This window comes from Magnetospirillum gryphiswaldense MSR-1 v2 (assembly GCF_000513295.1).
Taxonomy (GTDB): domain Bacteria; phylum Pseudomonadota; class Alphaproteobacteria; order Rhodospirillales; family Magnetospirillaceae; genus Magnetospirillum; species Magnetospirillum gryphiswaldense.
The window spans coordinates 3566462-3590505 of record NC_023065.1; the positions used below are offsets into that span (position 1 = coordinate 3566462).

Annotated in this window: 29 protein-coding genes; 11 read left to right on the plus strand and 18 right to left on the minus strand. The window is 64.7% G+C overall.

The window, feature by feature from the left end:
• Positions 1-22 precede the first annotated feature (22 nt).
• The 3 genes from MGMSRV2_RS17150 to hisB all read right to left on the minus strand — a co-directional run bounded on the left by MGMSRV2_RS17150 (position 23) and on the right by hisB (position 2544).
• Positions 23-1093, minus strand: a complete 1071-nt coding sequence (locus MGMSRV2_RS17150) for an N-acetylneuraminate synthase family protein (protein WP_024081637.1) — start codon at positions 1091-1093, stop codon at positions 23-25.
• 205 nt (positions 1094-1298) lie between these two features.
• Positions 1299-1943 carry an imidazole glycerol phosphate synthase subunit HisH gene (gene hisH, locus MGMSRV2_RS17155; protein ID WP_024081638.1) on the minus strand — a complete coding sequence of 215 codons (645 nt, stop codon included), beginning with the start codon at positions 1941-1943 and terminating at the stop codon, positions 1299-1301.
• Position 1944: 1 nt separating this feature from the next.
• Positions 1945-2544 (minus strand): imidazoleglycerol-phosphate dehydratase HisB, encoded by a 600-nt coding sequence (gene hisB, locus MGMSRV2_RS17160; protein WP_024081639.1) that lies wholly within the window; start codon positions 2542-2544, stop codon positions 1945-1947.
• 127 nt (positions 2545-2671) lie between these two features.
• Here hisB and hslV point away from each other — a divergent pair, with 127 nt between their 5' ends.
• From hslV to MGMSRV2_RS17180, 5 genes are read left to right on the plus strand one after another with little or no spacing between them, the layout of a single operon-like run.
• Positions 2672-3217 carry an ATP-dependent protease subunit HslV gene (hslV, locus tag MGMSRV2_RS17165; protein ID WP_024081640.1) on the plus strand — a complete coding sequence of 182 codons (546 nt, stop codon included), beginning with the start codon at positions 2672-2674 and terminating at the stop codon, positions 3215-3217.
• 3 nt (positions 3218-3220) lie between these two features.
• On the plus strand, positions 3221-4549 hold the full coding sequence (gene hslU / locus MGMSRV2_RS17170) for an ATP-dependent protease ATPase subunit HslU (protein WP_024081641.1): 1329 nt from the start codon (positions 3221-3223) through the stop codon (positions 4547-4549).
• A 41-nt stretch (positions 4550-4590) separates the two neighbouring features.
• Positions 4591-5175: a Crp/Fnr family transcriptional regulator gene (locus MGMSRV2_RS17175; protein WP_024081642.1), complete on the plus strand. Its 585-nt coding sequence runs from the start codon at positions 4591-4593 to the stop codon at positions 5173-5175.
• Positions 5168-5293: a hypothetical protein gene (locus MGMSRV2_RS22250; RefSeq protein WP_267893898.1), complete on the plus strand. Its 126-nt coding sequence runs from the start codon at positions 5168-5170 to the stop codon at positions 5291-5293. The genes MGMSRV2_RS17175 and MGMSRV2_RS22250 overlap by 8 nt, the downstream gene beginning before the upstream one ends.
• Positions 5290-7107: a hypothetical protein gene (locus tag MGMSRV2_RS17180; protein WP_024081643.1), complete on the plus strand. Its 1818-nt coding sequence runs from the start codon at positions 5290-5292 to the stop codon at positions 7105-7107. Before MGMSRV2_RS22250 ends, MGMSRV2_RS17180 begins: the two co-directional genes overlap by 4 nt.
• Here MGMSRV2_RS17180 and MGMSRV2_RS17185 read toward each other — a convergent pair.
• The 5 genes from MGMSRV2_RS17185 to MGMSRV2_RS17205 are packed head-to-tail and all read right to left on the minus strand — an operon-like array spanning position 7073 to position 10412.
• Positions 7073-7423: a helix-turn-helix domain-containing protein gene (locus tag MGMSRV2_RS17185; RefSeq protein WP_024081644.1), complete on the minus strand. Its 351-nt coding sequence runs from the start codon at positions 7421-7423 to the stop codon at positions 7073-7075. The genes MGMSRV2_RS17180 and MGMSRV2_RS17185 overlap by 35 nt on opposite strands.
• Complete coding sequence (locus tag MGMSRV2_RS17190) at positions 7420-7959, minus strand: Smr/MutS family protein (protein WP_024081645.1); 540 nt, start codon at positions 7957-7959, stop codon at positions 7420-7422. The genes MGMSRV2_RS17185 and MGMSRV2_RS17190 overlap by 4 nt, the downstream gene beginning before the upstream one ends.
• Positions 7956-8483, minus strand: a complete 528-nt coding sequence (locus MGMSRV2_RS17195) for a hypothetical protein (protein WP_024081646.1) — start codon at positions 8481-8483, stop codon at positions 7956-7958. The genes MGMSRV2_RS17190 and MGMSRV2_RS17195 overlap by 4 nt, the downstream gene beginning before the upstream one ends.
• Positions 8480-9679, minus strand: coding sequence for a murein transglycosylase A (mltA, locus tag MGMSRV2_RS17200; protein WP_024081647.1), 1200 nt, complete (start codon positions 9677-9679; stop codon positions 8480-8482). Before mltA ends, MGMSRV2_RS17195 begins: the two co-directional genes overlap by 4 nt.
• 1 nt (position 9680) lies before the next feature.
• Positions 9681-10412, minus strand: coding sequence for a Tim44/TimA family putative adaptor protein (locus tag MGMSRV2_RS17205; protein ID WP_024081648.1), 732 nt, complete (start codon positions 10410-10412; stop codon positions 9681-9683).
• 67 nt (positions 10413-10479) lie between these two features.
• Between MGMSRV2_RS17205 and MGMSRV2_RS17210 the strand changes: the two genes are divergently transcribed.
• Both MGMSRV2_RS17210 and secB read left to right on the plus strand, forming a co-directional pair.
• Positions 10480-10920: an FxsA family protein gene (locus MGMSRV2_RS17210; RefSeq protein WP_024081649.1), complete on the plus strand. Its 441-nt coding sequence runs from the start codon at positions 10480-10482 to the stop codon at positions 10918-10920.
• A gap of 66 nt (positions 10921-10986) precedes the next feature.
• Positions 10987-11448: a protein-export chaperone SecB gene (secB, locus tag MGMSRV2_RS17215; protein ID WP_024081650.1), complete on the plus strand. Its 462-nt coding sequence runs from the start codon at positions 10987-10989 to the stop codon at positions 11446-11448.
• A gap of 23 nt (positions 11449-11471) precedes the next feature.
• Here secB and MGMSRV2_RS17220 read toward each other — a convergent pair whose 3' ends face one another.
• From MGMSRV2_RS17220 to MGMSRV2_RS17235, 4 genes are all read right to left on the minus strand, one after another.
• On the minus strand, positions 11472-12677 hold the full coding sequence (locus MGMSRV2_RS17220; RefSeq protein ID WP_024081651.1) for a vWA domain-containing protein: 1206 nt from the start codon (positions 12675-12677) through the stop codon (positions 11472-11474).
• 4 nt (positions 12678-12681) lie between these two features.
• Entirely contained in the window at positions 12682-13527 is an 846-nt protein-coding gene (locus MGMSRV2_RS17225; RefSeq protein ID WP_024081652.1) for an AAA family ATPase, read from the minus strand.
• Between the two features lie 130 nt (positions 13528-13657).
• Positions 13658-14968, minus strand: a complete 1311-nt coding sequence (locus MGMSRV2_RS22255) for a methyl-accepting chemotaxis protein (RefSeq protein ID WP_024081653.1) — start codon at positions 14966-14968, stop codon at positions 13658-13660.
• Positions 14946-15470 (minus strand): PAS domain-containing protein, encoded by a 525-nt coding sequence (locus MGMSRV2_RS17235; protein WP_024081654.1) that lies wholly within the window; start codon positions 15468-15470, stop codon positions 14946-14948. The genes MGMSRV2_RS22255 and MGMSRV2_RS17235 overlap by 23 nt, the downstream gene beginning before the upstream one ends.
• Before the next feature lie 289 nt (positions 15471-15759).
• On the opposite strand from MGMSRV2_RS17235, the gene MGMSRV2_RS17240 reads away from it, so the two are divergent.
• A complete protein-coding gene (locus MGMSRV2_RS17240; RefSeq protein ID WP_024081655.1) occupies positions 15760-16602 on the plus strand; it encodes a 23S rRNA (adenine(2030)-N(6))-methyltransferase RlmJ in 843 nt (280 codons plus the stop codon).
• On the opposite strand, the gene MGMSRV2_RS17245 is transcribed toward MGMSRV2_RS17240, so the two are convergent.
• Together MGMSRV2_RS17245 and cobS are read right to left on the minus strand one after the other, a co-directional pair.
• Positions 16599-17207 (minus strand): histidine phosphatase family protein, encoded by a 609-nt coding sequence (locus MGMSRV2_RS17245; protein WP_024081656.1) that lies wholly within the window; start codon positions 17205-17207, stop codon positions 16599-16601. The two genes, MGMSRV2_RS17240 and MGMSRV2_RS17245, sit on opposite strands and share 4 nt — an antisense overlap.
• Positions 17204-17992, minus strand: a complete 789-nt coding sequence (gene cobS / locus MGMSRV2_RS17250) for an adenosylcobinamide-GDP ribazoletransferase (RefSeq protein ID WP_024081657.1) — start codon at positions 17990-17992, stop codon at positions 17204-17206. The genes MGMSRV2_RS17245 and cobS overlap by 4 nt, the downstream gene beginning before the upstream one ends.
• Before the next feature lie 57 nt (positions 17993-18049).
• Here cobS and cobT point away from each other — a divergent pair, with 57 nt between their 5' ends.
• The gene (cobT, locus tag MGMSRV2_RS17255; protein WP_041633736.1) at positions 18050-19078 is read left to right on the plus strand and encodes a nicotinate-nucleotide--dimethylbenzimidazole phosphoribosyltransferase; all 1029 of its coding nucleotides are present in this window, start codon (positions 18050-18052) and stop codon (positions 19076-19078) included.
• 107 nt (positions 19079-19185) lie between these two features.
• A complete protein-coding gene (locus MGMSRV2_RS17260; RefSeq protein WP_084028141.1) occupies positions 19186-20205 on the plus strand; it encodes a M48 family metallopeptidase in 1020 nt (339 codons plus the stop codon).
• Positions 20206-20253: 48 nt separating this feature from the next.
• Here MGMSRV2_RS17260 and thyX read toward each other — a convergent pair whose 3' ends face one another.
• Genes thyX through MGMSRV2_RS17275 form a run of 3 tightly spaced genes read right to left on the minus strand, consistent with a single transcriptional unit; the run spans position 20254 to position 21971 of the window.
• The gene (thyX, locus tag MGMSRV2_RS17265) at positions 20254-21189 is read right to left on the minus strand and encodes an FAD-dependent thymidylate synthase (RefSeq protein ID WP_024081660.1); all 936 of its coding nucleotides are present in this window, start codon (positions 21187-21189) and stop codon (positions 20254-20256) included.
• A 15-nt stretch (positions 21190-21204) separates the two neighbouring features.
• Positions 21205-21624 carry a type II toxin-antitoxin system RatA family toxin gene (locus tag MGMSRV2_RS17270; RefSeq protein WP_158497785.1) on the minus strand — a complete coding sequence of 140 codons (420 nt, stop codon included), beginning with the start codon at positions 21622-21624 and terminating at the stop codon, positions 21205-21207.
• Positions 21625-21632: 8 nt separating this feature from the next.
• Positions 21633-21971, minus strand: coding sequence for a cyclic nucleotide-binding domain-containing protein (locus tag MGMSRV2_RS17275; protein ID WP_024081662.1), 339 nt, complete (start codon positions 21969-21971; stop codon positions 21633-21635).
• 146 nt (positions 21972-22117) lie between these two features.
• Here MGMSRV2_RS17275 and MGMSRV2_RS17280 point away from each other — a divergent pair, with 146 nt between their 5' ends.
• A complete protein-coding gene (locus MGMSRV2_RS17280) occupies positions 22118-22624 on the plus strand; it encodes a hypothetical protein (protein ID WP_024081663.1) in 507 nt (168 codons plus the stop codon).
• Between the two features lie 4 nt (positions 22625-22628).
• On the opposite strand, the gene MGMSRV2_RS17285 is transcribed toward MGMSRV2_RS17280, so the two are convergent.
• Positions 22629-24026 carry a DUF4139 domain-containing protein gene (locus MGMSRV2_RS17285; protein ID WP_024081664.1) on the minus strand — a complete coding sequence of 466 codons (1398 nt, stop codon included), beginning with the start codon at positions 24024-24026 and terminating at the stop codon, positions 22629-22631.
• Between the last annotated feature and the right edge of the window lie 18 nt (positions 24027-24044).

Genomic DNA, 24044 nt, shown 5'->3' on the forward strand with positions numbered 1-24044 from the left:
CCCGGGGCGCGGGCGCAAAGACCTATTCCCAGTCGCCCGCCTGCACGCCTTGGCCGGCGGCGATGGCGCGGGTGGCTTTCTTGCCCGCCATCTCCTCGATGAAGCGGGGATGGAGGCCCAAGCTCTGCTTGCCCGGACGCAGGATGGCGATGTTGACATCCTCGATCAGGACGTCGCCGGGTTGGATGGAGCGGATGGCCTGGATACCGCGACGGGCAAAGGCGGCCAGTTCGGTTTCTTCCGGCTTGATCGTCTTGATGCCGCTGCCCAGTACCTGCTCGGCCTCGCGGATTTTGCCGACCATCTGGGTCAACTCGGCGGCGGTCAGGGCAAACGGGTGGTCGGGGCCGGGCAGGGCGTTGTGCAAGGTGAAGTGTTTCTCGACCACGCGTGCCCCCCGGATCACCGCCGCCACCGGGGCGGTAATGGCATCGCGGGAATGGTCGGACAGGCCGGCGGCGACGTGGAAACGGTCACGCAGCCAATCGATGGTGGCGACGTCGATGGAAGAAAGCGGCGCCGGATATTTGGCGGTGCATTGCAACAGGCACAGATCGCGGCCGCCCTGGGCGTGGAAGCGGTCGACGGCCCAGGCGATGTCGGCTTCGGTCGCCGCCCCGGTGGACAGCACCAACGGCTTGCCGGTCTTGGCCGCCAGATCGATCAGACGGATGTGCGACAGCTCGTAGGAGGCGATCTTGTGCACGTCCACATGGGGGTCGATGGCCAGGACATCGGCCACCGAAAACCCGGTCGACATGAAGCCGATGCCGTTGGTTCGGCAATATTCGGCCAGTTCGGCCAACATGTCGTAAGGCATGGCCAGATCGGCGAAGATGTCGGCGATGTCTTCCTTCACCCCGGCATCGGCCAGATAATCGCTTTGGCCGGCATTGGCGACATAGACGGTTTCCGGGCGATAGGTCTGGAACTTGACGAAATCGGCCCTGGCCGCGACCGCCGCGTCGATCAGGGCGCGGGCCATGGCGCGGTCGCGCTTGGGCGTGCCCATACGCCAATTGGACCCGGCCTCGGCGATCACCCGCACCCGGCCCTGGTTCCAGAAGCTTTGCTCAGGAGAAGACGGGGACATGGGCGGTGCTCCGGGATCTTGATTTCAAAAATGGCCCACGGCCAGCCTGGGGAAAACTCTACCTGTCCCGTCATACCCGCGCAGGCGGGTATCCAGGAGTCGTGGAAAAGGTGGTGCACCCTCTGGACTCCCGCCTGCGCGGGAGTGACGGTAAAGGGAGCGGACATATTCACACGGTCCTGCGCTTTCCCGCCGAAAACCCTTGTTACGGCTTCCAGCGCAGGAAATTGGCGATCACCTTAAGACCGGTGGCCTGGCTTTTTTCCGGGTGGAATTGGGTGCCGACCAAGTTGTCGCGGCCGATGACGGCGGTGATCGGCCCGCCATAGGACACCCGGGCCAATTGATGGCGGGCGTCGGCGCAGTGAAAGCGATAGGAATGGACGAAATAGGCGTGCGGGTTGTCGCCCAGATCCTCCAGCAGCGGATGCGAGCCCGGCACCCAGGCCAGTTCGTTCCAGCCCATATGCGGCACCTTCAACGCCGGATCGGACGGGGTGATGGCCACCACCTCGCCCTTGATCCAGTCCAGGCCGGCATGGGTGCCGTGTTCGCGCCCCAAACTGGCCATCAATTGCATGCCGACGCAGATGCCCATGAACGGGCGACCCTTATGGATGACCTGTTCGGTCATGGCCTCGACCATGCCGGGCAGGGCGTCCAGGCCGGCCCGGCAATCGCCGAAGGCGCCGACGCCGGGCAGGACGATGCGGTCGGCCTTCAGGATCTGCTCGGCCTCGGCGGTGACGATGATCCGGGCATCAAGGTTCTGTTCCTGGGCGACGCGCTCGAACGCCTTGGCGGCGGAACGCAAATTGCCCGAGCCGTAATCGACGATGGCCACCAGCATGTCAGAGCGACCCCCCCAGCACACCCTTGGTCGACGGCACCGCATCGGCCTTGCGCGGGTCGATCTCGATGGCCACCCGCAGGGCACGGGCCAGCGCCTTGAAGCAGGCCTCGATGATGTGGTGGTTGTTGTCGCCGTACAGGCATTCCACGTGAAGCGTGGCGCCAGCGGCCTGGGCGAAGGCCTGGAACCATTCCTTGAACAATTCGGTGTCCATGTCGCCCAGCTTGTCGCGGCGGAAATCCACCTTCCACACCAGATAGGGGCGGTTGGACAGGTCGATGGCGACGCGGGCCAGGGTTTCGTCCATGGGGATATAGGCGTGGCCGTAACGGGTGATGCCCTTGCGCTCGCCCAACGCCTTGGCGATGGCGGTGCCGATGGCGATGCCGCTATCCTCGGTGGTGTGGTGGGCGTCGATGTGCAGGTCGCCATCGGCCTTGACGTCCAGGTCGATCAACGAATGGCGCGACAATTGCTCCAGCATGTGATCGAGGAAGCCGATGCCGGTATCAACGGTATAGACGCCCTTGCCGTCCAGATTGACGGCGATCTCGATGCTGGTTTCGTTGGTCTTGCGCTCGACGCTGGCTTTGCGCATGGAAAATCTCCCAGGGATAAGACCTTTCAGATATCAGGAATGGCGCAAACGCACCAGACTTCCCTTTTCGTCATTTCCTCCCATATGGGCTATGATCCGCCCGATTTCCTCTGTTGATGGATGCGTCATGTCCGAAAATCTTCCCTCCTGGCACGGCACCACCATTTTGTCGGTGCGCAAGAACGGTCGCGTGGTCATCGCCGGCGACGGTCAGGTCAGCTTGGGCCAGACGGTGATCAAGGCCAATGCCCGCAAGGTGCGGCGCATCGGCGCCAACAACGACATCCTGGTCGGTTTCGCCGGCGCCACCGCCGACGCCTTCACGCTTTTGGAGCGGCTGGAAGGCAAGCTGGAAAAGCATCCCGGCCAATTGACCCGCGCCTGCGTCGAGCTGGCCAAGGATTGGCGCACCGATCGGTACTTGCGTCGGCTGGAAGCGATGATGGCGGTGGCCGACAAAGAGGTGTCGCTGGTCCTCACCGGCCAGGGCGACGTGCTGGAACCCAGCGACGGCATCATCGGCATCGGCTCGGGCGGCAATTACGCCCTGGCGGCGGCGCGGGCGCTGATCGACATGGAGGTGGACGCCGAGCAGATCGTGCGCAAATCCATGGCGGTCGCCGCCGAGATTTGCGTCTACACCAACAGCAACGTCATCATCGAAAGCCTGTAAGCCATGAGCGCCAGCGCCTTTTCCCCGCGTGAGATCGTTTCCGAACTGGATCGCTTCATCGTCGGCCAGAACGACGCCAAGCGCGCCGTCGCCATCGCCTTGCGCAACCGCTGGCGCCGCCAGCAATTGCCCGATGCCCTGCGCGAAGAGGTGTTGCCCAAGAACATTCTGATGATCGGCCCCACCGGCGTCGGCAAGACCGAGATCGCGCGGCGGCTGTCCCGTCTCGCCCAGGCGCCGTTCCTGAAGGTCGAGGCGACCAAGTTCACCGAGGTGGGCTATGTCGGTCGCGATGTCGAACAGATCGTCCGCGATCTGGTGGAAATCGCCATCGGCATGATGCGCGAGCGCCTGCGCAAGCAAGTGGTGCCCAAGGCCGAACTGGCGGCGGAGGAACGGCTGCTGGATGTGCTGGTGGGTGAAACCGCCAGCGCCGACACCAGGCAGAAATTCCGCAAGATGCTGCGTGAAGGGGCGTTGGATGGGCGCGAGGTGGAAATCCAGGTGGCCGATAGCGGCGCCGGCGCCATGCCCAGCTTCGACATCCCCGGCATGCCGGGCAGTCAGGTCGGCATGATCAATCTGTCCGACATGCTGGGCAAGGCCTTCGGCGGCGGTCGCACCAAGCCGCGTAAAATGAGCGTCCCCGATGCCCTGGCCGCCTTGCTGGCGGAGGAATCCGACAAGCTTCTCGATCAGGACGCGGTGGTCAAGGACGCCATCTGGGCGGTGGAAAATCACGGCATCGTCTTCTTGGACGAAATCGACAAGATTTGCGCCCGTTCCAGCGAACATCACGTCGGCGGCGATGTCAGCCGCGAAGGGGTGCAACGCGACCTGCTGCCGTTGATCGAGGGCACCACGGTGTCGACCAAGCACGGCAACGTCAAGACCGACCATATCCTGTTCATCGCCAGTGGCGCCTTCCATCTGGCCAAGCCCAGCGACCTGCTGCCCGAGTTGCAAGGCCGCCTGCCCATCCGGGTCGAGTTGCAGGCGCTGACCCGGGATGATTTCGTCCGCATCCTGACCGAGCCGGAAGCCAGCCTGATCAAGCAATACGTGGCGCTGTTGGGTACCGAAGAGGTTTTGTTGAAATTCGAGGACGGCGCCATCGCGGCCATCGCCGATCTGGCCGCCGAGATCAACCGGTCGGTGGAAAACATCGGCGCCCGGCGTCTGCACACGGTGCTGGAACGGCTGCTGGAAGAGATCAGCTTTACCGCTCCCGATCAAAGCCCCGGCACCGAAATCGCCATCACCGCCGCCATGGTCAATGAACGGGTCGGGGCTCTGGCGAAAAAAGCCGATCTGGCCAAGTTCATTCTGTAATCGATCCCTGCTATGATCCCGGTCATAGCAGGGAAAATACCATGGCCGCCGATCATTCCACTTTGTTGCAGGGCATCCGCCCCAGCCGCAAGATTCTGGCGGCGGGCGAGGTGGTGATGCGGGCCGGCGACAAGGCTGCCGCCCTCTATGCGGTTGAGACCGGTCGCGTCGCCCTGTCCCGTCATGGCAGCATGGTGCATGTGGCCGAGCCCGGCACCTTGTTCGGCGAAAGCGGCCTGTTCGTCGACGCCAATCCAGTGGACGCGGTGGCCTTAGAGCCGGCGGTGGTGTTGGCCTATGCCCGACCGCAGGTGTTGCTGCATCTGCGCGCCCATCCCGACATCAATCTGGCGTTTTCCGCCTTTCTGGCCCGGCGCCTGAATGCGGCGCGCGCCCGCATCGAACTGGGCAAGCTGAAGGGGGCCGAGGATCGGGTGACGGCCTTCCTCATCCAGGCTGGCGCCGCGCAAGGCTGGATCAAGCTGGGCCAGCCGCTTTCTCATATCGCCGCCGATATCGGTCTGACGCACGAGGCGTTTTACCGCACCTTGCGCAAGCTGGTGGACAAGGGCGCGCTGGACCGTCAGGGCCGGCGCGGCTTTCGGCTGAAGACCGACCATGAATAGGGATCGTCTGCTGGCCTGGGGCTTTACCCTGTGGGCATTGGTGGTGACACTGTCCTTTGTCTGGGCCAATGGTGGCCAGATGGCCGACAAGTTTTTGCAGCGCTTGGGGCTGTCATGACCGCCGTGCTGGTCGTCCTCCTCATGCTGTCGGGCATGGCCGGTCTGGGCTGGCCCCTGGTGCGGCGGCTGGTTCCCGGACTGGACGAGGGCGAACGTCTGGCCCTGGCGCCCTTGCTGGGGGCGTTGCCGCTGGCGCTCCTGGTTCAGGCGGTGGGGGCGTGGCGCTATGATTTCGTCGCCATGGCGGTCCTGCTGGCCCTTGCCTTGGCCTTCGGCATCGGCTTGCCGCGATCCGTGCCGTCGTTTCCCTGGCGCTGGTGGCCATGGGGGGGAATGCTGGCGGCCTTATTCGGGCTGCTGGCCTTGTCCGCCCTGGCCCCACCCATCGACCATGACACCATCCGCTATCACTTGACCCTGCCGCGCCGCGATTTGGAACTGGGCCGCATCACCCTGTGGTTCGGCTGGAGCATCTATGAATTCTTCCCGCCTTTGGCGTCACTGCTGACCCGCATGGCCTTCGCCCTGGGTGGGGCCGAGGCGGCGCAGATGCTGAATGTGGCCTGGGTCGGTCTGGCCGCTTGTTGGGCGGGGCTGCTGGTCCGGCGGCTGGGCTGCGGGCCACAGGCGGCGCTGGCCGCCGCCCTGCTGGTGGTCGGCCAGCGGGTAACATTGAATCTGGGGTCGGCGGTGACCACCGATTTTCCCCTGGTGGCCTTCATCGGCGCGGCGGTGACTGTTGCCTTGTCGAAACGCCACGCCGTCGCCTTGGGGCTGCTGCTGGGTGCGGCCATGGCCTGTAAATATCACGGTATCGTTGCCGCATTGGCGCTGTTGGTGCCGCTGGGGGGGATGGCCGTGGTGAGCCGGCGTGGGCTGGCCTATGTGATCGGGGCCGGGGTGGTGGCTGCCCTGGTGCTGGCGCCGGTTTTGCTGCGCAATTACGTCGTGACCGCCAACCCAGTGTTTCCCACCGCCCATCCGCTGTTCGTCGCCGACGGCCTGGATATTTTCGCGCCACTCACTCAAGCCCTGAGCCGTCTGCAACCCCCCGGCGGTCTTTGGGCGCTGCCTTGGACCATGTTCATCCTGCAAGACGCCTTCGACGGCCTGCAATGGGGTTTCCCCTTTATTCTGCTCGGCCTTCCCTTTGCCTTTTTCCGGCCCGCAGGCGGACGATTGATGGTTCTGTCCATGGTGGTGCTGTATGTGGTTCTGTGGTGGCTGGCCATGCCGCATTTGCTGCGGTTCCTGCTGCCGATTCTGGTGCCGCTATGCGCTTTGGCGACGGTCGGTTTGGCGCAGGTGGCAACGGTCTCCGTGCCTTGGTTCAGGCCGGTATTCACCGCCGCCATCGCCGTCGGCATGGTCGTGCAGTCGCTGTTCGCCGGTTCGTCGGCGCTGTACCGGCTGCCGGTGGTGTTCGGTTTGGTGGATATCCGTCAGGCGCTGGAGGTGCCGGCATTCCGCTATTACAGCCTGATCAGTCCGTGCCTGTGGCTGGCCGAAAACCTGAAGCCGGGGCAGACCTATCTGGCTCTGGTTAACGACCCGTCGTTCTATTGTCCGCAAAAGGCCGCCCTGCATGGCTTGCGATCGGGGGAGGAAGGGGCTTTCTACTCCACCGGGGGCGTGGCGTCGTTATCCGCCGCCGAAATCGCCCAGTGGCTGCGGCGTGACAATGTCGGCTATGTGCTGATGGCCCGCAATCTGGGTGCCGACGACGAACGCTATGCCTTCGCCAAGCATCGTTTCGACAAGGTGGTGGCCCCGGTTCTGGCCGGTCACACGCCGCTCTTGGACAGCCCCAGCGGTATGATCTACGACGCTGGCCCGCTTATCGCCGCGCTAGAGCGAGCATCTGGGCAATGATGTCGTCGGGCAGGGTCTTGATGTCTTGAGCCAGCCGGTTGGCCAGTTCGGTGCGCTCGGGGGCCAAGCCGGCGGTGTCGATGGTGATGCGCGGATGCGACAGATCGGCCAGATGTTTCAAATCTTCCGCTTCGTCCCAGATCAGGCCGAAATAGCCGGCGATCTGCATGACCAGACCGGGGGCCGGGCGGCCCCGGTGGCCGTGTTCCAGGGCCGACAGATAAGCCGACGACACGTGCAGGTCGGTGGCCATGGTCTTGAGCGCGATGCCCTTGGCGTCGCGTAAGGTCCGCACGCGGGCGCCGAACGGGGTCACGCCCGTTTCCTTTTGATCAGCACATAAAGCGCGCCTTCGCCGCCATGCTGGGGCCGGGCGTGGGAAAAGCCCAGGATGCGTTCACGCAACGGGCTTTGATTGAGCCAGCGCGGCACCTGGGCGCGCAGGATGCCCGGGCCTTGTTTGCCCTTGCCGGTGATCACCAGCAGGCAGCGCCGGCCCCCGTCATAGGCGCGTCCGACAAAGGCGATCAGCGCCCCGTGGGCGGAATCCTGGGTCATGCCGTGCAAATCCAAGGTGCCGTCGATGACCATGTCGCCGCGTTTCATGCGGTCGGCCGAGCGGCGGTCGAGGCCGGGGGTGGCGCCGTGCGACAGATCGGGCAGCGGCGCCTTGGGCCGGGGTGGCGGCGGTAAGGGCGGCACATAGGCCACCACCGGTGACGGCGGCGGGGTCAGGCTGTCGGTTTCCACCTCGTCGATCAGTTCGCGTCCCGGCAAGGGGGTGACGTCGTGAACGATGGCGCGCCAGATGCGGGCCTCGTCCGGGGTGACGCACCGGCGCCGCCGGGTCATGGCGGCAGGACTTCGCCGCCTTCCGGCACCTCTTCCTCGGCGGCGGCGGCGGCTTCGGCCGGGTCGTCGGACAGGTTGCGCTGGGCGAATTTGCGCCAGTCGCCGCGCGGGGCCAGACAGGGCGGCTCGTTGTTAGCGGGCATATAGATGGCGATGCCGCCCAATTGCCATATCTGGTGCCAGTGATGGGCGCTTTCCAGCATATAGGCGGTGGTGCGGGTGCGGATGCGCCAGGCGATGAAATGCTTGATGCCCAGCAGGTGGGCAAGGGCGCCGATGGTCATGGCGACGATGCCGAAGGCGACGCCGGTGGCCAGCAGGATGACCAGGGCCAGCACCATCATCACCATCAGCGGCATCAGGTGGTCCCAGCCGTTATGGACGGGCGAGCCCTGGAAATCCAGCATGCGCTGGTCGGTATAGATATGCACTTTCTTGGCTAGCACGGCATTGCGCAGACGGTCATGCAGGGCGATGGCTTCCTCGGTCTTTTTCGCCCGCCAGGCGGCCATCAGCTCGCTCATGGATTTTGTTCCTCGGCCATGGCGATGCGGGGCGAGCGCCGTTGCGGCAGCAAGATCCAATAGCGACCGGGACTTTTCATGCGACCGGCCTTGTCGAAGGCTTCCTCGCCGGTGCCCCAGAAGAAGTCGCCGCGAATGGGGCCCTTGATGGCGGCACCGGTATCTTGGGCCATGACCAGCCGGCGCAGCGGCTGACCCGACGGCTCGACCGTGTCCAGGAACAGGGGCAGGCCCAGGGCGACATAGCGCGGATCGACGGCCATGGACCGACCGGCGGTCAGCGCCACCCCTTCCGATCCCACCGGGCCGTCGCCGGAAATGGGGGTATAGAAGACATAGCGCGGGTTTTCCGCCATCAGCGCCTTGGCGCGGGCCGGATTGGCCTTCAGCCAGGCGCGGACGCCGGGCATGGGGGTATCCTCGATCAGGCCGCGCTCACGCAAGATCTTGCTGATACCGACGAATTTATGGCCGTTGGTGGCGGCGACGCCCAGGCGCAGCACCGAGCCGTCTTCCAAGCGGATGCGGCCCGAGCCCTGGATATGCAGGATATGGGCGTCCACCGGGTCTTCCACCCAGGCCAGGGGGGTGGCCTGGGCGGCGATGGCCCCGGCCTCGATTTCGGCCCGGCTGGGATAGGGGGTGAACCTGCCGTCGACCATGCGCCCGCTTTCGGTACTGCCGTCGGCGCCCTTGCGGGTGACCAGATCGCGCGGCTTGCCCAGGATGGGGACGGTGAAGCGGCCTTTTTTCGTCCGCGATCCGGCCAGTTCGGGCTCGAAATAGCCGGTGAACAGGCCATCGGCGGAGCCGTTGTTGACGGCGAGGAAGGGGACGAACCATTCCTCGAACATCACCCGCGCCGCCTCGTGGTCGTTGGCGCCGACCCGGCGGGCGGCGGAACACGGGCTGTACCAGTCGGCGACCGTGCCGCCCATGCCGTTTTGGCCGATGGATTTGTCGTTGGGTTGCTTCAAGACGCGGTCGCAGGTGCGGTTGAGCGCCGGCAGCACCGCCGCCGCGCCATCGGCGCGCCAGCCGGGAAGGTCGTTGAATTGCGCCGGGATCAGGCCGAACTGATCCGGCCCCTGGGGCAGGGGCGCGGGTCCGGGTACTGGCGGCGGTCGGCGCGGCGTTTCCGGCGCGCACGACGCGGCCAGGGCTGCCAGCAACAGAACGGCCAGACGCGGTTTCATCTCAGGGCTGAACCTCGTCGGCGGCATCGTGGGGGGCATCGCCTTCGGTGACGGCGCGGGTGGCCGACAAGTGCCAGTTGGGATCCTTCGAGCGGGTGTCGCGGCTGAAGGTCCATTCGTCGGTGACCGGGACGATGCGGGACGGATCGCCTTCGACGATGCGACCGTCCAGATCCTTGATGACGTTGATCTGTTCCGAGACGAAACGCACGGTGACCTGGGCGATGGTGCCGACCATGATCGCCTCGATGATTTCGGCGGATTTGATGCCCATGATCTCGGTGGACAATTCCTCGCCGGCACGGGCACGGGCGTCGATGGCGTCGCAGAACGGCTTATAGACCTGATCGGCCAACAGCGGACGCAACGCCTTTTTGTCGCCGGCGGCAAAGGCGCCGACGATCATCTCGAAGGCCATGCGGGCGCCGGACAGAAAACCGGTATTGGAAAAGCTGGGGTCGCGGGCACGGATGGCCGCCTCGCCCCGGGCCAGCGGACCGGCGGTGGCGGCGACGTCGGCTGTGACGTCCGGCTCGGCTTCGACCGGGCGGCGTGCGCGGGTCAGGTCGATGACGTTATCGGCGGTTTCGCCGTCATCTTTCGGGGTCCGCGTCCAGCGCGGCGGTTCTTCATTGCCGGTGCGCTTGCCCAAGACGCTGCGCAGGCGCAGGATCAGGAAAACCGCCACCACGGCGAAAAAAACGATATCGAGGGCGTGAAAACCGTCGTTCATTGACCTACGTCGCTTAATGGCTGACCGATACCGTCACAGATAAGCCCGGAAAGGGGAAAGAGCAAGCATGGCATGGCTGTTAATTGCCGGTCTGATCGCCATACCGGTGGTGGAGATCGCCCTGTTCATCAAGGCCGCGCAATGGGTGGGCCTGCTGGCGGCGATCCTGCTGGCGGTGGGCGCCGGCCTGATCGGTCTGGTGCTGGTACGCGCCCAGGGCTTGCGCGCCATGTTGCGGGCCAAGGCGCAGATGGACCGGGGTGAAATGCCGGTGTCGGAAATGTTCGACGGCATCTGCGTCGCCCTGGCCGGCGGGTTGCTGATTTTGCCCGGCTTCCTCTCCGACGCATTGGCCATCTTGCTGCTGTTGCCGCCGGTGCGCCTGCTGCTGAAGCTGTGGCTGGGACGGCATTTCACCGCGGCCCGGCCGGCGCAGCCGGGACCGACCATCATCGACGGCGATTATACCGTGGTGGAATCGCGCGACCAGCATATCGGGCGGGACTAGAAACGGCGCCCGATCCGTGCTAGCCGTTGCCCATCACAGGCGAATTTCACCTTCAAGGAAGAGATGATGTCCGACGAAAACAACATGCCGCCCCTGGTCATCAATGGCCAGTACGTCAAGGATCTGTCGTTCGAGGTTCCTGGCGCGCCGGGCATCTATGGCGAAATGGCCGGCCAGAACCCGGAAATTCCGATTCACGTCGACATCAATGCCGCCGCCATCGCCGACAAGACCTATGAAGTCACCCTGCATCTGAAGGTCGAGGCGCATCTGGCCGAGAACAAGCCGGTGTTCATCGCCGAGTTGGCCTATGCCGGCATCTTCACCCTGAACGTCCCGGACGAGCATATCCAGCCCATGCTGTTGATCGAATGCCCGCGCCTTTTGTTCCCGTTCGCCCGCTCGATCATCGCCGACATGACCCGCGACGGCGCTTTCCCGCCCTTGATGATCCAGCCCATCGACTTCATGCAGCTCTACCGCTCGCGCATGGAAGCGGCCCAGGGCCAGGAAGCCGGGAACGCGTAAACAGTGACCCGGTCGCGCCGCCGTCATTTTAAGGCGGCGGCGCCCCGGTTCAGTTCGCGCATGGCCAGGTCAAGACCCTCCAGGGTCAAAGAATACATACGACCGGCCATGGTCTGATTGAGCATATTGATGGATTCGGTCCATTGCCAGTGCCGGGGCGGCGATGGATTCAACCACGCAGCCGACGGCCATTGCGCCAGCAATCGGCGCATCCAGGTTTCCCCCGCCTCGTCGTTCCATTCCTCCACCGCCGCCCCTGGCGTGGTGATCTCCCACGGGCTCATGGAAGCGTCGCCGACGATCACCAGCTTCCAGTCGGGCGGATAGGTGTGCAGCACGTCCCAGGTGCTGATGCGGTCGTCCCAGCGCCGGGAATTGTCGCGCCACAGATGGCCATAGGGACAATTGTGGAAGTAGTAATGTTCCAGGTGCTTGAACTCTGACCGCGCCGCCGAGAACAGTTCCTCGCAGGTCTGGATGTGTGAATCCATGGAGCCGCCCACGTCCAGCAACAGCAACACCTTGATCTTGTTGTGACGCTCGGGCCGCATGTGGACATCAAGCATGCCGCCGGCCCGCGCCGTGCCGGTGATGGTGGCGTCCAGGTCCAATTCGGTCGCCGCCCCCTCGCGGGCGAATTTGCGCAAGCGGCGCAAGGCCATGCGGAAGTTGCGGGTGCCGAGCTCCAAGGAATCGTCCAGGTTCTTGAAGTCGCGGCGGTCCCACACCTTGACGGCGCGGTTGTGGCGGTTGGTCTTCTGGCCGATGCGGATGCCCGCCGGATTATAGCCATAGGCGCCGAACGGCGAGGTGCCGCCGGTGCCGATCCACTTGCTGCCGCCGTGATGTTCCTCGTTCTGTTCGGCCAGACGCTGGCGCAGGGTCTCCATCAGCTTGTCGAAGCCGCCCAGAGCCTGGATTTCGGCCATTTCCTCGGGGCTCAGCAGCTTTTCCGCCAGGGCGCGCAGCCATTCCTCGGGGATTTCGGCCAAGAATTCCTCGATGCTGCCGGCTTCCGACACCACGCCATCGAATACCTTGGCGAAGACGCGGTCGAACTTGTCGAGGTTGCGTTCGTCCTTCACCAGCAGGGCGCGCGACAGGTAGTAGAAATCCTCGACGCTGAACCCCGCCGCGCCCTTGGCCACCGCTTCCAACAGCGTCAGGTATTCGCGCAAACTGACCGGCACCTTGGCGGCGCGCAAATCCAGGAACAGGGCGAGGAACATAGGCTTACCCGCCCCGGCGGTTGAGGAAGGCCAGACGTTCGAACAGGTGGATGTCCTGTTCGTTCTTCAACAGAGCCCCATGCAGCTTGGGGATCAGGCTTTTGGCATCTTGGCCGCGCAATTCGTCGGGCGACAGGTCTTCGGACACCAGCAGCTTGATCCAGTCCAGCAATTCCGACGTCGACGGCTTTTTCTTCAGGCCCGGCACCTCGCGCACATCGAAGAAGACGGTCAGCGCCTGATGCAGCAGCGCCGATTTGATGCCGGGATAATGCACCTCGACGATGCTTTGCATGGTGTCGCGGTCGGGAAAACGGATGTAATGGAAGAAACAGCGGCGCAGGAAGGCGTCGGGCAGTTCCTTTTCATTGTTCGAGGTGATGATGACCAAGGGCCGCTTGGCCGCCTTGATCACCTGCTGGGTTTCGTAGACGTGGAATTCCATGCGGTCGAGTTCCAGCAACAGGTCGTTGGGGAACTCGATGTCGGCCTTGTCCACCTCGTCGATCAGCAGCACCGGGCAGGGATCGGTCTCGAACGCCTGCCACAGCTTGCCCTTGACGATGTAATTGCCGATATCGTGCACGCGCGGGTCGCCCAGTTGCGAATCGCGCAGGCGCGCTACCGCGTCGTATTCGTACAGGCCCTGCTGGGCCTTGGTGGTGGATTTGATGTGCCAGGGGATCAGCGGACGACCCAAGGCCTTGGCCACTTCCTGGGCCAAAACCGTCTTGCCGGTGCCGGGCTCGCCCTTGATCAGCAAGGGGCGTTCCAGGGTCAAGGCGGCGTTGACCGCCACCATCAGATCGGGGGTGGCGATATAGCTGTCGGTACCGGTGAATTTGGTCATGGGCTTCCTCCTGGCCGACCAAGGTACGGTCGGCCAGGAGGAAGGGCAAGATATGGAATGGGTCTAAGGGGTTTCCCCCCTAAGCCCGCGCGGCATCTGAGCGGGCCCGTTCACGGGCCGGCCTTCGGCCCTACTGCATGCGCATGCCCGAGCAGACGCGGATGATGAAGGCGTCGATGTCGTCGTTCATGCCCACCGTGCGCGAGGCCATGTCGCCGGCGGCGATCAGCACCTGATCGGCGGCCTCGGTGGCGGTGCCGGCCACTTCCGACACCTCGCCGATGGTGTTGGCCACCGTCTGCACGCCGGCGGCGACGTCGCGAATCGAGCGGCTGATCTCGGCCACGGCCGCCGATTGCTGCTCGGTGGCGGCGGCGATGCCGGACGAGTTGTCGTTGATGTCGCGGATCATGCCGGCGATGCGGCGGACCGCGTCCACCGCGCCGCGGGTGGCCTGGCGCATGCTTTCGATCTGGTTGGTGATGTCGTCGGTGGCCCGGCTGGTCTGGTTGGCCAGATGCTTGACCTCGTTGGCGACCACGGCGAAACCCTTGCCGGCCTCGCCGGCGCGGGCCGCCTCGATGGTGGCGTTAAGCGCCAGCAGATTGGTTTGGCTGGCGATCTCGGTGATCATCTTGACCACGTCGCCGATCTTTTGCGCGGCATCGGCCAGCCCTTGGATGGCATGGTCGGTTTCCGCCGCCACTTGCACCGTATCTTGGGCCATGTTGGCCGATTGCTGGATGCGTTCGGCCACTTCGCGGATACCAGACGACACCTGCTCGGCTGCCGCCGCCACCGATTCGACGCTGGCCGAGGCATCCTCGGCGGCGCGGGCGACGGTGGACGACTGGTCGCTGGTCTGGTTGGCGATGTCGCGCATCTGCTGGGCAGTGGCTTCCAACTCGGTGGCGGTGGCGGCCACCGCCTGGCTCATGTGCTTGATGGTGTTGCCGACGCCGGTGGCCTCGGTGACGAATTCCTTGGATTTGTTTTCCATGCTGGTCAACGCATCGTTGATCAGGCGGGCGTGGTCGGAAAACTCGCCGACCAGACCTTCCAGCAGGATATGACGGAAATAGCGGCCCTGGGCGGTCATAGCCATGGCGGCGTCGGCTTCCTTGGTGAAAGCCTCGGTCAGGTCGAGCAGGCGGTTGATGGCGTGGTCCAGGTCGCCCAGCACCCCGGCTTCGCGGATGCCGATGACGCGGGCATCCAGACGACCGGCGGCGGCCTGGGAAATGATCGCGGTGGCCCGGTGCACGGACGACCGGGTGCGCAGCACCATCAACAGGCAGAGCAAGGTGGCAGCACAGCTGATGGCGGCGAGAACGGCATTGAGAACCGAGCCCGACAACAGGCTGGCCACCAGCAAGATTGCGGCGGCGGCGGCGGCGGCGATGGCGGCCAGCCAGGCCTTAGAGAGCGAAGACGAATTCATCGTAGGGCACCCCCAGCGCCTGCAGCTTGTCGGTCAAGGCCTGATAGGCCGCTTCCATTCCCTTTTTGCGGTCTTGCGACGCGTTTTCGATGGCCGACAATTCGGCATACAGCGCTTCCGCCTTGGCCACCGCCTGACGGGTGGGCACCCGGCGGTTGGAGTGATAGCTGACGATCTCGCCCGCAGCATTGAAGGTGGGGGTGACGTGGGCCAGAACCCAGTAATGGTCGCCGTTCTTGGAGCGGTTCACCACATAGGCGAAGCATTCCTTGCCCGAGGCGATGGTGTCCCACAATAGCTTGAATACGCACCGCGGCATGTCCGGGTGGCGGATGACATTGTGGGGCTGCCCCAGAACCTCGGCCTCGCTATAGCCGGCCAGGCGCAGGAAAACCTCGTTGGCATAAATCAACCGGCCCTTCGGATCGGTCTTGCTGACGATGATCTCGTCAGTGCCGAAGGTGCGCTCGGTTCCAGTCAGTTTAACATCGCTTCGTGCCATATCCCCCCCACGGGTCGGCTCGTTGATGACGGATCCCGCGAAGCACCGGTGGCCCTTCGCGAGGCGTTAACATATAGAGGGAAGGAATTAAGCGATAATTAAAAATACTTATCCCGATATGGTTAATGCTCCGATATTAGCTTGCAAGTGGATCGACTGATACTATCGGCAACCATGGATTTTGGAATGTAGACGCTTGTTCACTTTAGATGCGCTCTAAAATTACTGCGCACAGAGCGTACGGCTAATTTTCTTGCGCTTTTCCCCGCTTTTAGCCAAAAGCCAGAGGATGAATTACCGACACGCATACCACGCCGGCAATTTTGCCGACGTTCATAAGCATGCTGCCCTGGCGTTGATCCTGGAACACCTGAAGCGCAAGGATGCCCCCTTCGCTTACATGGACAGCCATGCCGGCATCGGCGCCTATGATCTGGCTTCGGTGCAGGCGGAAAAAACCGGGGAATGGCAAGGCGGCATCGCCAAGGTGATGGCGGCGGCCAACCCGCCCGAGGAACTGGCGCCGTTCCTGGATGTGGTCCACCGGCTCAACCCCGATGGTGGTCTGCGCCATTATCCCGGCTCGCCCATGATCGCCGACCTGTTGGCGCGCCCTGCCGACCGCTTGGCCTTGTGCGAATTGCACCCCGAGGATTGCGCCCAATTGCGTGCCCGCTTCGCCGCTGATCGCCGGGTTGGCGTGCACCATCGGGATGGCTATGACGGCGTCAAGGCGTTGTTGCCGCCGCCGGAACGGCGCGGTCTGGTGCTGATCGACCCGCCCTTCGAGGTGCGCGACGAATTCGAACGCATGCGCAAGGGGTTGGTCCAGGCGATGAAGCGGTGGCCCACCGGGCTTTATGCCCTGTGGTATCCCATCAAGGCCCGCGCCGCCATCGACCGTTTTCATGCCGATCTGGCCATGCTGGGCCTGCCCAAGACCTTGGCGGCGGATATCTGGATCCGGGGCGGTGATGCGCCCGACCGTCTGAACGGCTGCGGTCTGGTGCTGATCAACCCACCGTGGAAGCTGGACGAGGCTCTGGGTCGGCTGATGCCGTGGTTGGCGACGACCTTGGGCGAGGCCGACGCGTCATCGCGGCTGGATTGGATCGTAGCCGAAAAGAGCTAAACCGCCGTTACATTGACGCATTCCACCCGCCAGCCATCGGCGGTGGCGTCCAGGCGGGTCAGCGACAGCGGCTGGATGGCGAAGCGCAGCGCCTGGGCCGGGTCCAGACCCAAAGCCAGGGCCAGGGCGGCGCGGATCGAGCCGGCATGGATGACGGCGACGATGTCGCGCCCGGCATGGGCCTGCGACAGCCGTTCCATCGCCGCTTTCACCCGCAGGCAGACTTGGGCGAAGCTTTCGCCGCCGGGCGGGGCGGTATGGGCGGGATCGCGCCAGAAATCGGGCAGTTCCGGCTCTTTCGCCGTCTCCAGATCGGCCCAGGACCGGCCTTGCCAGCGTCCGAAGCTTTGTTCGATCAAATCCGGTTCGATCAGGGGCGGCGGCAATACCATGCCGGCGGCCTCCAGTGCCCCCGAGGTCTGGCGGCAGCGCATCAGGCCGCTTTCCACCAACACCGCATGCGACGGCACCCGCTGGGCCAGTTGGCGGAAATCGTCGTCGTCGGACACATCGCAGGCGACGTCCAATTGACCGTGGATGCGACCATGGGGACAGGGCACGGGACCATGGCGGACCAGCCACCAGCGGGCGAAAGAGGCGTTCATGACCAATATCCGGCAAGAGCGATGAAAATGGCGATTTCGGCCAATTGCTGGGCCGCCCCCAGTATATCGCCGGTGAAGCCGCCGAAACAGCGCCGGGCCAGCCAGGCGATCAGACCCGCGCCGACAAGGGCGGCGACGATGGCCGGGGCGGCACCCAGGCCGGTGGCGATGGCGGCGATGATCGAGCCCAGCACCAGGGCGGTGGCGGCGATGCCGGCATGGGGCAAGCCGGCGCCGGCGCCCAGGCCGTCGGCGCGGGCCGGTGGCAGGATCTGCATGATCGCCGGCACGGTCGCCCGCGACAGCGCTGCCGCCGCGATCATGGCGCCCAGACCGGCCAGGGCGGTGGGGGCGGCGGCCAGGGCCGTGGCGCGCAAGGCGACGGAAAAGACCAAGGCGGCGACGCCATAGGCACCCGAGCGCGAATCGCGCATCACCTCCAGCCGCTTTTCCCGTCCACCACGCGCCCCCAGGCCATCGGCGGTGTCGGCCAGGCCGTCTTCATGCAAGGCGCCGGTAACCATGAGGGTGGCAAGCAAAGCCAGCAAAGCTGCCAGCAAGGGCGGCAACAGGGTGTGGCCGACAACGAAGACCGCGCCGCCGATCAGCCCGATCACTGCCCCGGCCAGCGGAAACAGACGCATGGAGCGGGCCAGGGCGCCGGGGACGTAGGCGCCGGTATCGGGCAGTGGCAGCCGGGTGAGGAAGGCCAAGGCCAGATGGGCGTCGGCAACAACGCCGCGCCAGCCGGCAACGGGGTGGGTGGGGTCGGTCACTTCATTCATCTTTGATGACGCCGAGGAATGGATGGTTTATAGGACGAGGCACCGCGCCCGCGCAATATGTTGTGGAGAATACCCTTGAATACGTCCATTTCTAGTGTGTTGCAGCTTCGGGAAATTCTGGCGGCGTTGCCGGGCGAGGATGGTGGGGCGGTGGCCGCCTGGGCCGCGCGTGAGCCGCAATTGACCAAGCCGCCGGGGTCGCTGGGCCGGCTCGAGGATCTGGGGCGCTGGCTGTCGGCGTGGCAGGGACAGCATCCGCCGCGTCTGAACAAGGTGGTGGCCCGGGTTTTCGCCGGCAATCACGGCGTTGCCGCCTTGGGCGTGTCGGCGTTTCCGCCGGAAGTGACGGTGCAGATGGTCGCCAATTTCCGCCATGGCGGTGCGGCCATCAACCAGTTGTGCACCACCTTCGGCACTGAATTAGAGGTGATCGAGCTTGAGCTTGACCGCCCCACCGCCGATTTCACCCAAGGCCCGGCCATGAACGAGGCCGAGTTCATCCAGGCGTTCCAGGCCGGAATGGATGCGGTGCCGGCGGATGCCGATCTGCTGTGTATCGGCGAAATGGGCATCGCCAACACCACCGCGGCGGCGGCCATCCCCTGCGCCCTTTATGGCGGCGAGGCCGGGTTGTGGACCGGGCGCGGCACCGGCATCGACGGCGCTGGCCTCGACCGCAAGACCCAGGTGGTGGCCGCCGGGGTGGCCCGTCATGGCGGACAACAGGGTCTGGATATCCTGCGCTGTTTGGGCGGGCGCGAACTGGCGGCCATGGCCGGTGCGGTGGTGGCGGCCCGTCTGAAGCGGGTGCCGGTGCTGCTGGACGGCTATGTGTGCACCGCCGCCGTGGCACCCTTGCAGGCGGAGTTCCCCGGCGCCTTGGACCATTGCGTCGTCGCCCATGCCTCGGCCGAGCCGGGCCACCGCCGTTTGATGGCGGAACTGGGCAAGCAGCCTTTGTTCGATCTGGGCATGCGCCTGGGCGAGGCTTCGGGTGCTGCCCTGGCGGTGGGGGTGGTGCGCGCCGCCCTGGCCTGTCACACCGGCATGGCCACCTTCGCCGAAGCCGGGGTCAGCGGCGGCTAAGTCCGCCGTCTGTGAACGGCCATCCACACCCCGCCGTCCAGCGCTGGACATCTGGTTCACGCCGGGCAAACCTTGGTGATGTGCCGATGGGCAGGGTGGGGGTGGATATGGTCAGGACGGTTGCACTGCTTTTGTCGCTGCTGGTGCTGGCGGCTTGCGAGACGGTTCCCATCACCGGGCGTCAGCAGATCAATCTTTACGGCGATCAGGAATTGTCGACCATGGCGGCGCGGGAATACCGCGACATCATCAGGGAAAGTACCGTCATCCGTACCGGCGCCAAGGCACAGCAGGTGCAGAAGGTCGGCGCCAAGATCAAGGATGCCGTCACCCAATATTTCCGTCAGAACGGCGAGGAAGCCCGGATCAGCGGCTATCGCTGGGAATTCAATCTGCTGGATGAGGACGAGGTCAATGCCTTTTGCCTCCCCGGCGGCAAGGTGGCCATCTATTCCGGCATCATGGACGTGACCCAAAGCGAAGCCGGTCTGGCGGTGGTCGTCGGCCACGAAGTGGCTCACGCCATCGCCAATCACGGCAATGAACGGATGAGTCAGTCCTTGTTGCTGGAGGTGACGGGGGCGGCCCTCAGCATTGCCCTGGCCGGCGACGATCCGGCGGCGCAAGAGGTATTTTCCATGGCCTTCGGCATCGGGACATCCCTGGCGGTGGCGCTGCCGTTCAGCCGCATGCATGAAAGCGAGGCGGATCGGTTGGGCCTGATCTTCATGGCCATGGCCGGATATGATCCGCATGAAGCACCGCGTTTCTGGGGTCGCATGGCGGCGGCCAACGATAATGACGGGACGCCGGAATTTCTGAGCACGCACCCCTCCGACCAGACCCGGATCGCCGATCTGCAAAGCGAGATCGCCGAGGCCATGCGCTATTATCGCGGCGGCTCGGGCGTGCCGCCCTCGGGATCGGCCAACAGCCGTTCGCAAAGCCGGGCCGAGGTCAGCCCCAACCGGCCCGAGCGAAAAGCCTCACAGGATGAGGAAGAGGACAGCGCCGACAATGATGCGGACGACGACATGGACGATGACGACGGTCCATCGGCCGGAATCGTGGTCAACAAGGTGACCGGGTCCAGCAAGAAAGCCCGTGCGGCGAAAAATCGACACTGATTATGACAATCGCCATGCGGGACGATATAGCCCGCATGGCTGTGCCGATCAGCAGCCGAAGCGGTCCTTGAACTCGCGGATCTCGCGCTTGGTCAGGCCATAGCGTTCGGCATCGGCCATACTCGCCTTGCCGGCCAGCAGGTCGCGTACCAAGCCGAGCTCCATGCGCGACAAGCGCCCGGCTTCCAATTGATAATCGCGGAAGGCCTCGGTGGTTACCGGCACCCAATCGGCCATGATCGCCAGCATCTTTTCCGCATAGACGCGGATTTCGTACTGGGCGTGCGGGTCGGCGCGCAGACGCAGGAAGTGCATCAGATTATGCAGGTTGGTCTGCCAGTACATCTGGGTATAGGTGGATAAAGGCAGGCCGATGCGGGCCAGTTCGCGGGCGATGCCGTCACGGTCCTCGTCGATGGCGTTGCCGTCTTCATCGGCATTCAGCAAGTTGTGATAGGTGCTGAAATTGCGTTGGGCGTCTTCCTTCAGGATGCGCAGCACCTCGGCCGCCTGTTCGGCGGTCAGGGAATCGCCGCGGCCTTGCTTGTTGTCCTTGGACTGCACCGCCAACAGGTGCGGCTCGGGCATGTAGAATTCGTCGGGCAGGATGGAATAGCGGGCGGAATATTCGTTCAAGCTGGCGGTGCGGTGGCGCACCCATTGGCGCATGACGAAGATGGGCAGCTTGACGTGCAGCTTGATGACGCAGCCCTCGAACGGGCTGGTGTGCAGGTGGCGCATCAGATAGCGCAACAGCGCCCGGTCGTCGGATACCCCCTTGGTGCCCTTGCCATAGCTCATCCGCGCCATTTGCAGGATCGAGACGTCGTCGCCCATGTAATCCTTGACGGCGATGAAGCCGTGATCGAGCACCGGATGATAGACGTTGACGTGGCCTTCCATGCCCTCGGCCACCGGACGGAAGGTGGTGGCGCTTTCACGCGTCGGCGCGTCGGGGTGTTGGGGGAGCGGCTTGTCGGACATGGTCTTCTCCGGTGGTCAGGCGCCGTACAGGGCATTGGCCCGCTGGCGGAACTGGCTGACGATGCGGCGTTCTACCTCGGGCATGGCGAAACCGGCAAGGCCTTGCAGCAACGGGGACGCCAACGCGATCTGGTATTGGGCTTTAACATGGCCGTCGGCGAAGGTCCATTCCAGGCGAAAGGCCGTGAACGGGCCGTCATCGCCGGTGATGGTCAGGCATTCGGGGGCTTGGGCCACGGCTCGGGTGGTGAAGCGCAGATCGACGGGGCCGGCGCCGAAATGATTTTCCACCATTGTCGCGTCGCCATCCTGACCGATCACCCGGGCCGCGCGGCACCAGGGGATGAAATGGGGATAGCTTTCGATGTCGGCGGCGATGTCGAACAATTGTCGCGCGGTCAGATGCGGGAAATCCACGCGGAACCGACCGCTCAAGCCCATGATCAGCGGGTCAGGTTGCGGATATTGCGGACAAAGATGTTCAGCAGGCCACGGATGAAGGGGTCGGCCTTGGCCAGCTTCTCGCGGAAGGAATCGCGGCCGATGATGACGACGGAGACGTCGGTCAGCGCCTTGGCGGTGGCCATGCGCGGCTGGTCATCGACCAGGGCCATCTCGCCGAACAGCTCGCCTTTGTTGAGAGTGGCCAAAACCAGGCCGTGCTTGGAAATCTCGACCGATCCTTCCTGGATCAAATAGGCGCGATCCCCGGAATCACCCTCGCCGAAAACCTTCTGGCCCGCATAAAAAACTTTGCGTTCCAGGACTTTACCTTTTTCCATGGAAGCCCCCATGACCCACTATGGTTTTAAGATTAGGCACAGATGCTGTCCTTGTCACCCCCTGACGAGGGATTAATTCTTCGGCGCAATCGACAGTACCGCCCAGAACGGCCTAGACTGCCATCAAATCGTACGGAGTTTCGCCCTTGTCGGCTTCCTCGACCATAAAGGACAGCGTGCGCGACCGCTTGTTGCACCGGTTGCGGGCATTGATGGCCCGCACCGTCGCCAATGGTGCTTCGCCCGATGAGGAATTGGTGGCGGCGCGCATGGTGGCCAAATCCATCGCCCAATTGGACGGTACCGCCCCGCCGGCAGCGGAAGCGCCGCCGCCGCCCAATTGGGCTCAGGCCGAGCGGGATTCACGCGAGTACCAGCAATTGCTGGAGAAAAACACCACGGAAACCCTGTTGAAGAACGCGGTGCAGGAACTGGCGCTCGAGCAGATCAATCGGGTGGCACCGCCACGGCGGCGGCAGCCGGGGGAATATCTGGAGCGGGTCGGGATCCACGATCTGCTCGACGCCCATCTGGGCATGGCGCTGGCGGTGGGCGGCAACCGGCTGGCCCGCGACATCCTGGCCCGGACCATCGACGAACTGGTCTATGACGGCCAGTTGCCGTCGCACCTGGATATCCCCGCCGGGCGGTGAGGGATCAAAGCTTGACGCGGACGCGATAGCGCAGCACCGCCTCGCCCTTGGCCGGCACCTGCACGCTCCAACCGGCCCGATGGGCGTCGGTCTTGTCGTGGCGCTGGCTTTCCTCCAGCACCAGCCATTCACCGGCGAAGGTCTCGCGCACGAGCACCTTGACCGGATTGGCCCCGGCATTGGCCAGTTTGACTTCCCAGGCGGTTTCGCTGATCTCGGTCGCCACCTTCTGGCTGTCGGTCTGCACCCGCGTGGCGGTGACGTCGAAGGTTTTGCCCAGGCTCAGGCGGAACGGCGCCCCCGCCGGCACCATGGGCATCTGGTCGTCGCCGGCCAGGGCCAGCCCGCCATCGCCACCGCGCAGGAACAATCGGGCCGGGCCCGCCGGCAAGGGTTGGCCGGTGCTGTTGCGCAAGGCCAGGATGGTGTCGGGGTGCTGCTTTTGGGTCTCGGTGCCGAAGCGTCCGAGCCAGGCATGGGGCGGCAACGGCGGCAATTCCAGCAGGCGGTCGGCGCTGATGTGGGTCGGCGGCAGGAACGGCACCTGGGTGCTTTGGCCGTCACGCAGGGAAACCGGCTGGGCCAGGGTATAAAGGTGATGCGGCCCCAGGGCTTCGCGGCTGGGGGCGGCATCCAGGGAGGCCGCCATCATGGCCTTTTCCATCCGTGCCGGACGCGGCATGGGGGTGGGGGCGGCGCCCCGGTTGGGTTCGCCGGCCAACAGCCGGACTTGGGCGGCGGGGAAATCACCGCCGCTGCCGTTGGTCAGGGTGGCCCAGGACGACAACAGCGCTTTGCCGTTTTCTTCCAGCTCGATCACATAGGCGGGCTGCCACGATAGGCCGTGGGTGACGTACGACAGCTCCACCGCGCGTTTGCCGGCCTTGTCGGCGGCGATGTCGGCGCGATAGACCGGCACCGCGTGCAGGCCGGCGGGCAAGGTGTCGTAAAGCACCCGTTCCGGCTGGCCGCTGACCACCTTGCCGTCGACACCGAACACCGGGATGCCGTCGGCGGACAGTACGGTGGCGCGTTCTTCCCGCTCGGCCCCGCTGCCGGTGCGCCAGACGATGGTCACCTGCTTGCCGCGATGGGCGGCCAGCAAGGCCTGGGCATCAATCCCGTTCAGATCGAGATATTGGCTGCGCACACTGATGCCGGGGCCGGTCAGACCGCCGGCCTCCAACCGGGCCTGACGCGGCAGCGGTTCGATGATCAGGGCTTGCTCTCCAGCCTCCAAGGTGGCGCTGCGACGGTCGTGCACCAGGGCCGCACCGTCCTGGGCGATGGTCAGGATCAGGTTGGTGCGGGTATCGTCGCGCAAGACGGTGTCGGCCCAAACCCCGGCGGCCAACAGGGGCGACAGGGCGATGGTGGAGAAAAGGGCGGTGCGCCAGCGCATGATGATGCTCCGAAAATC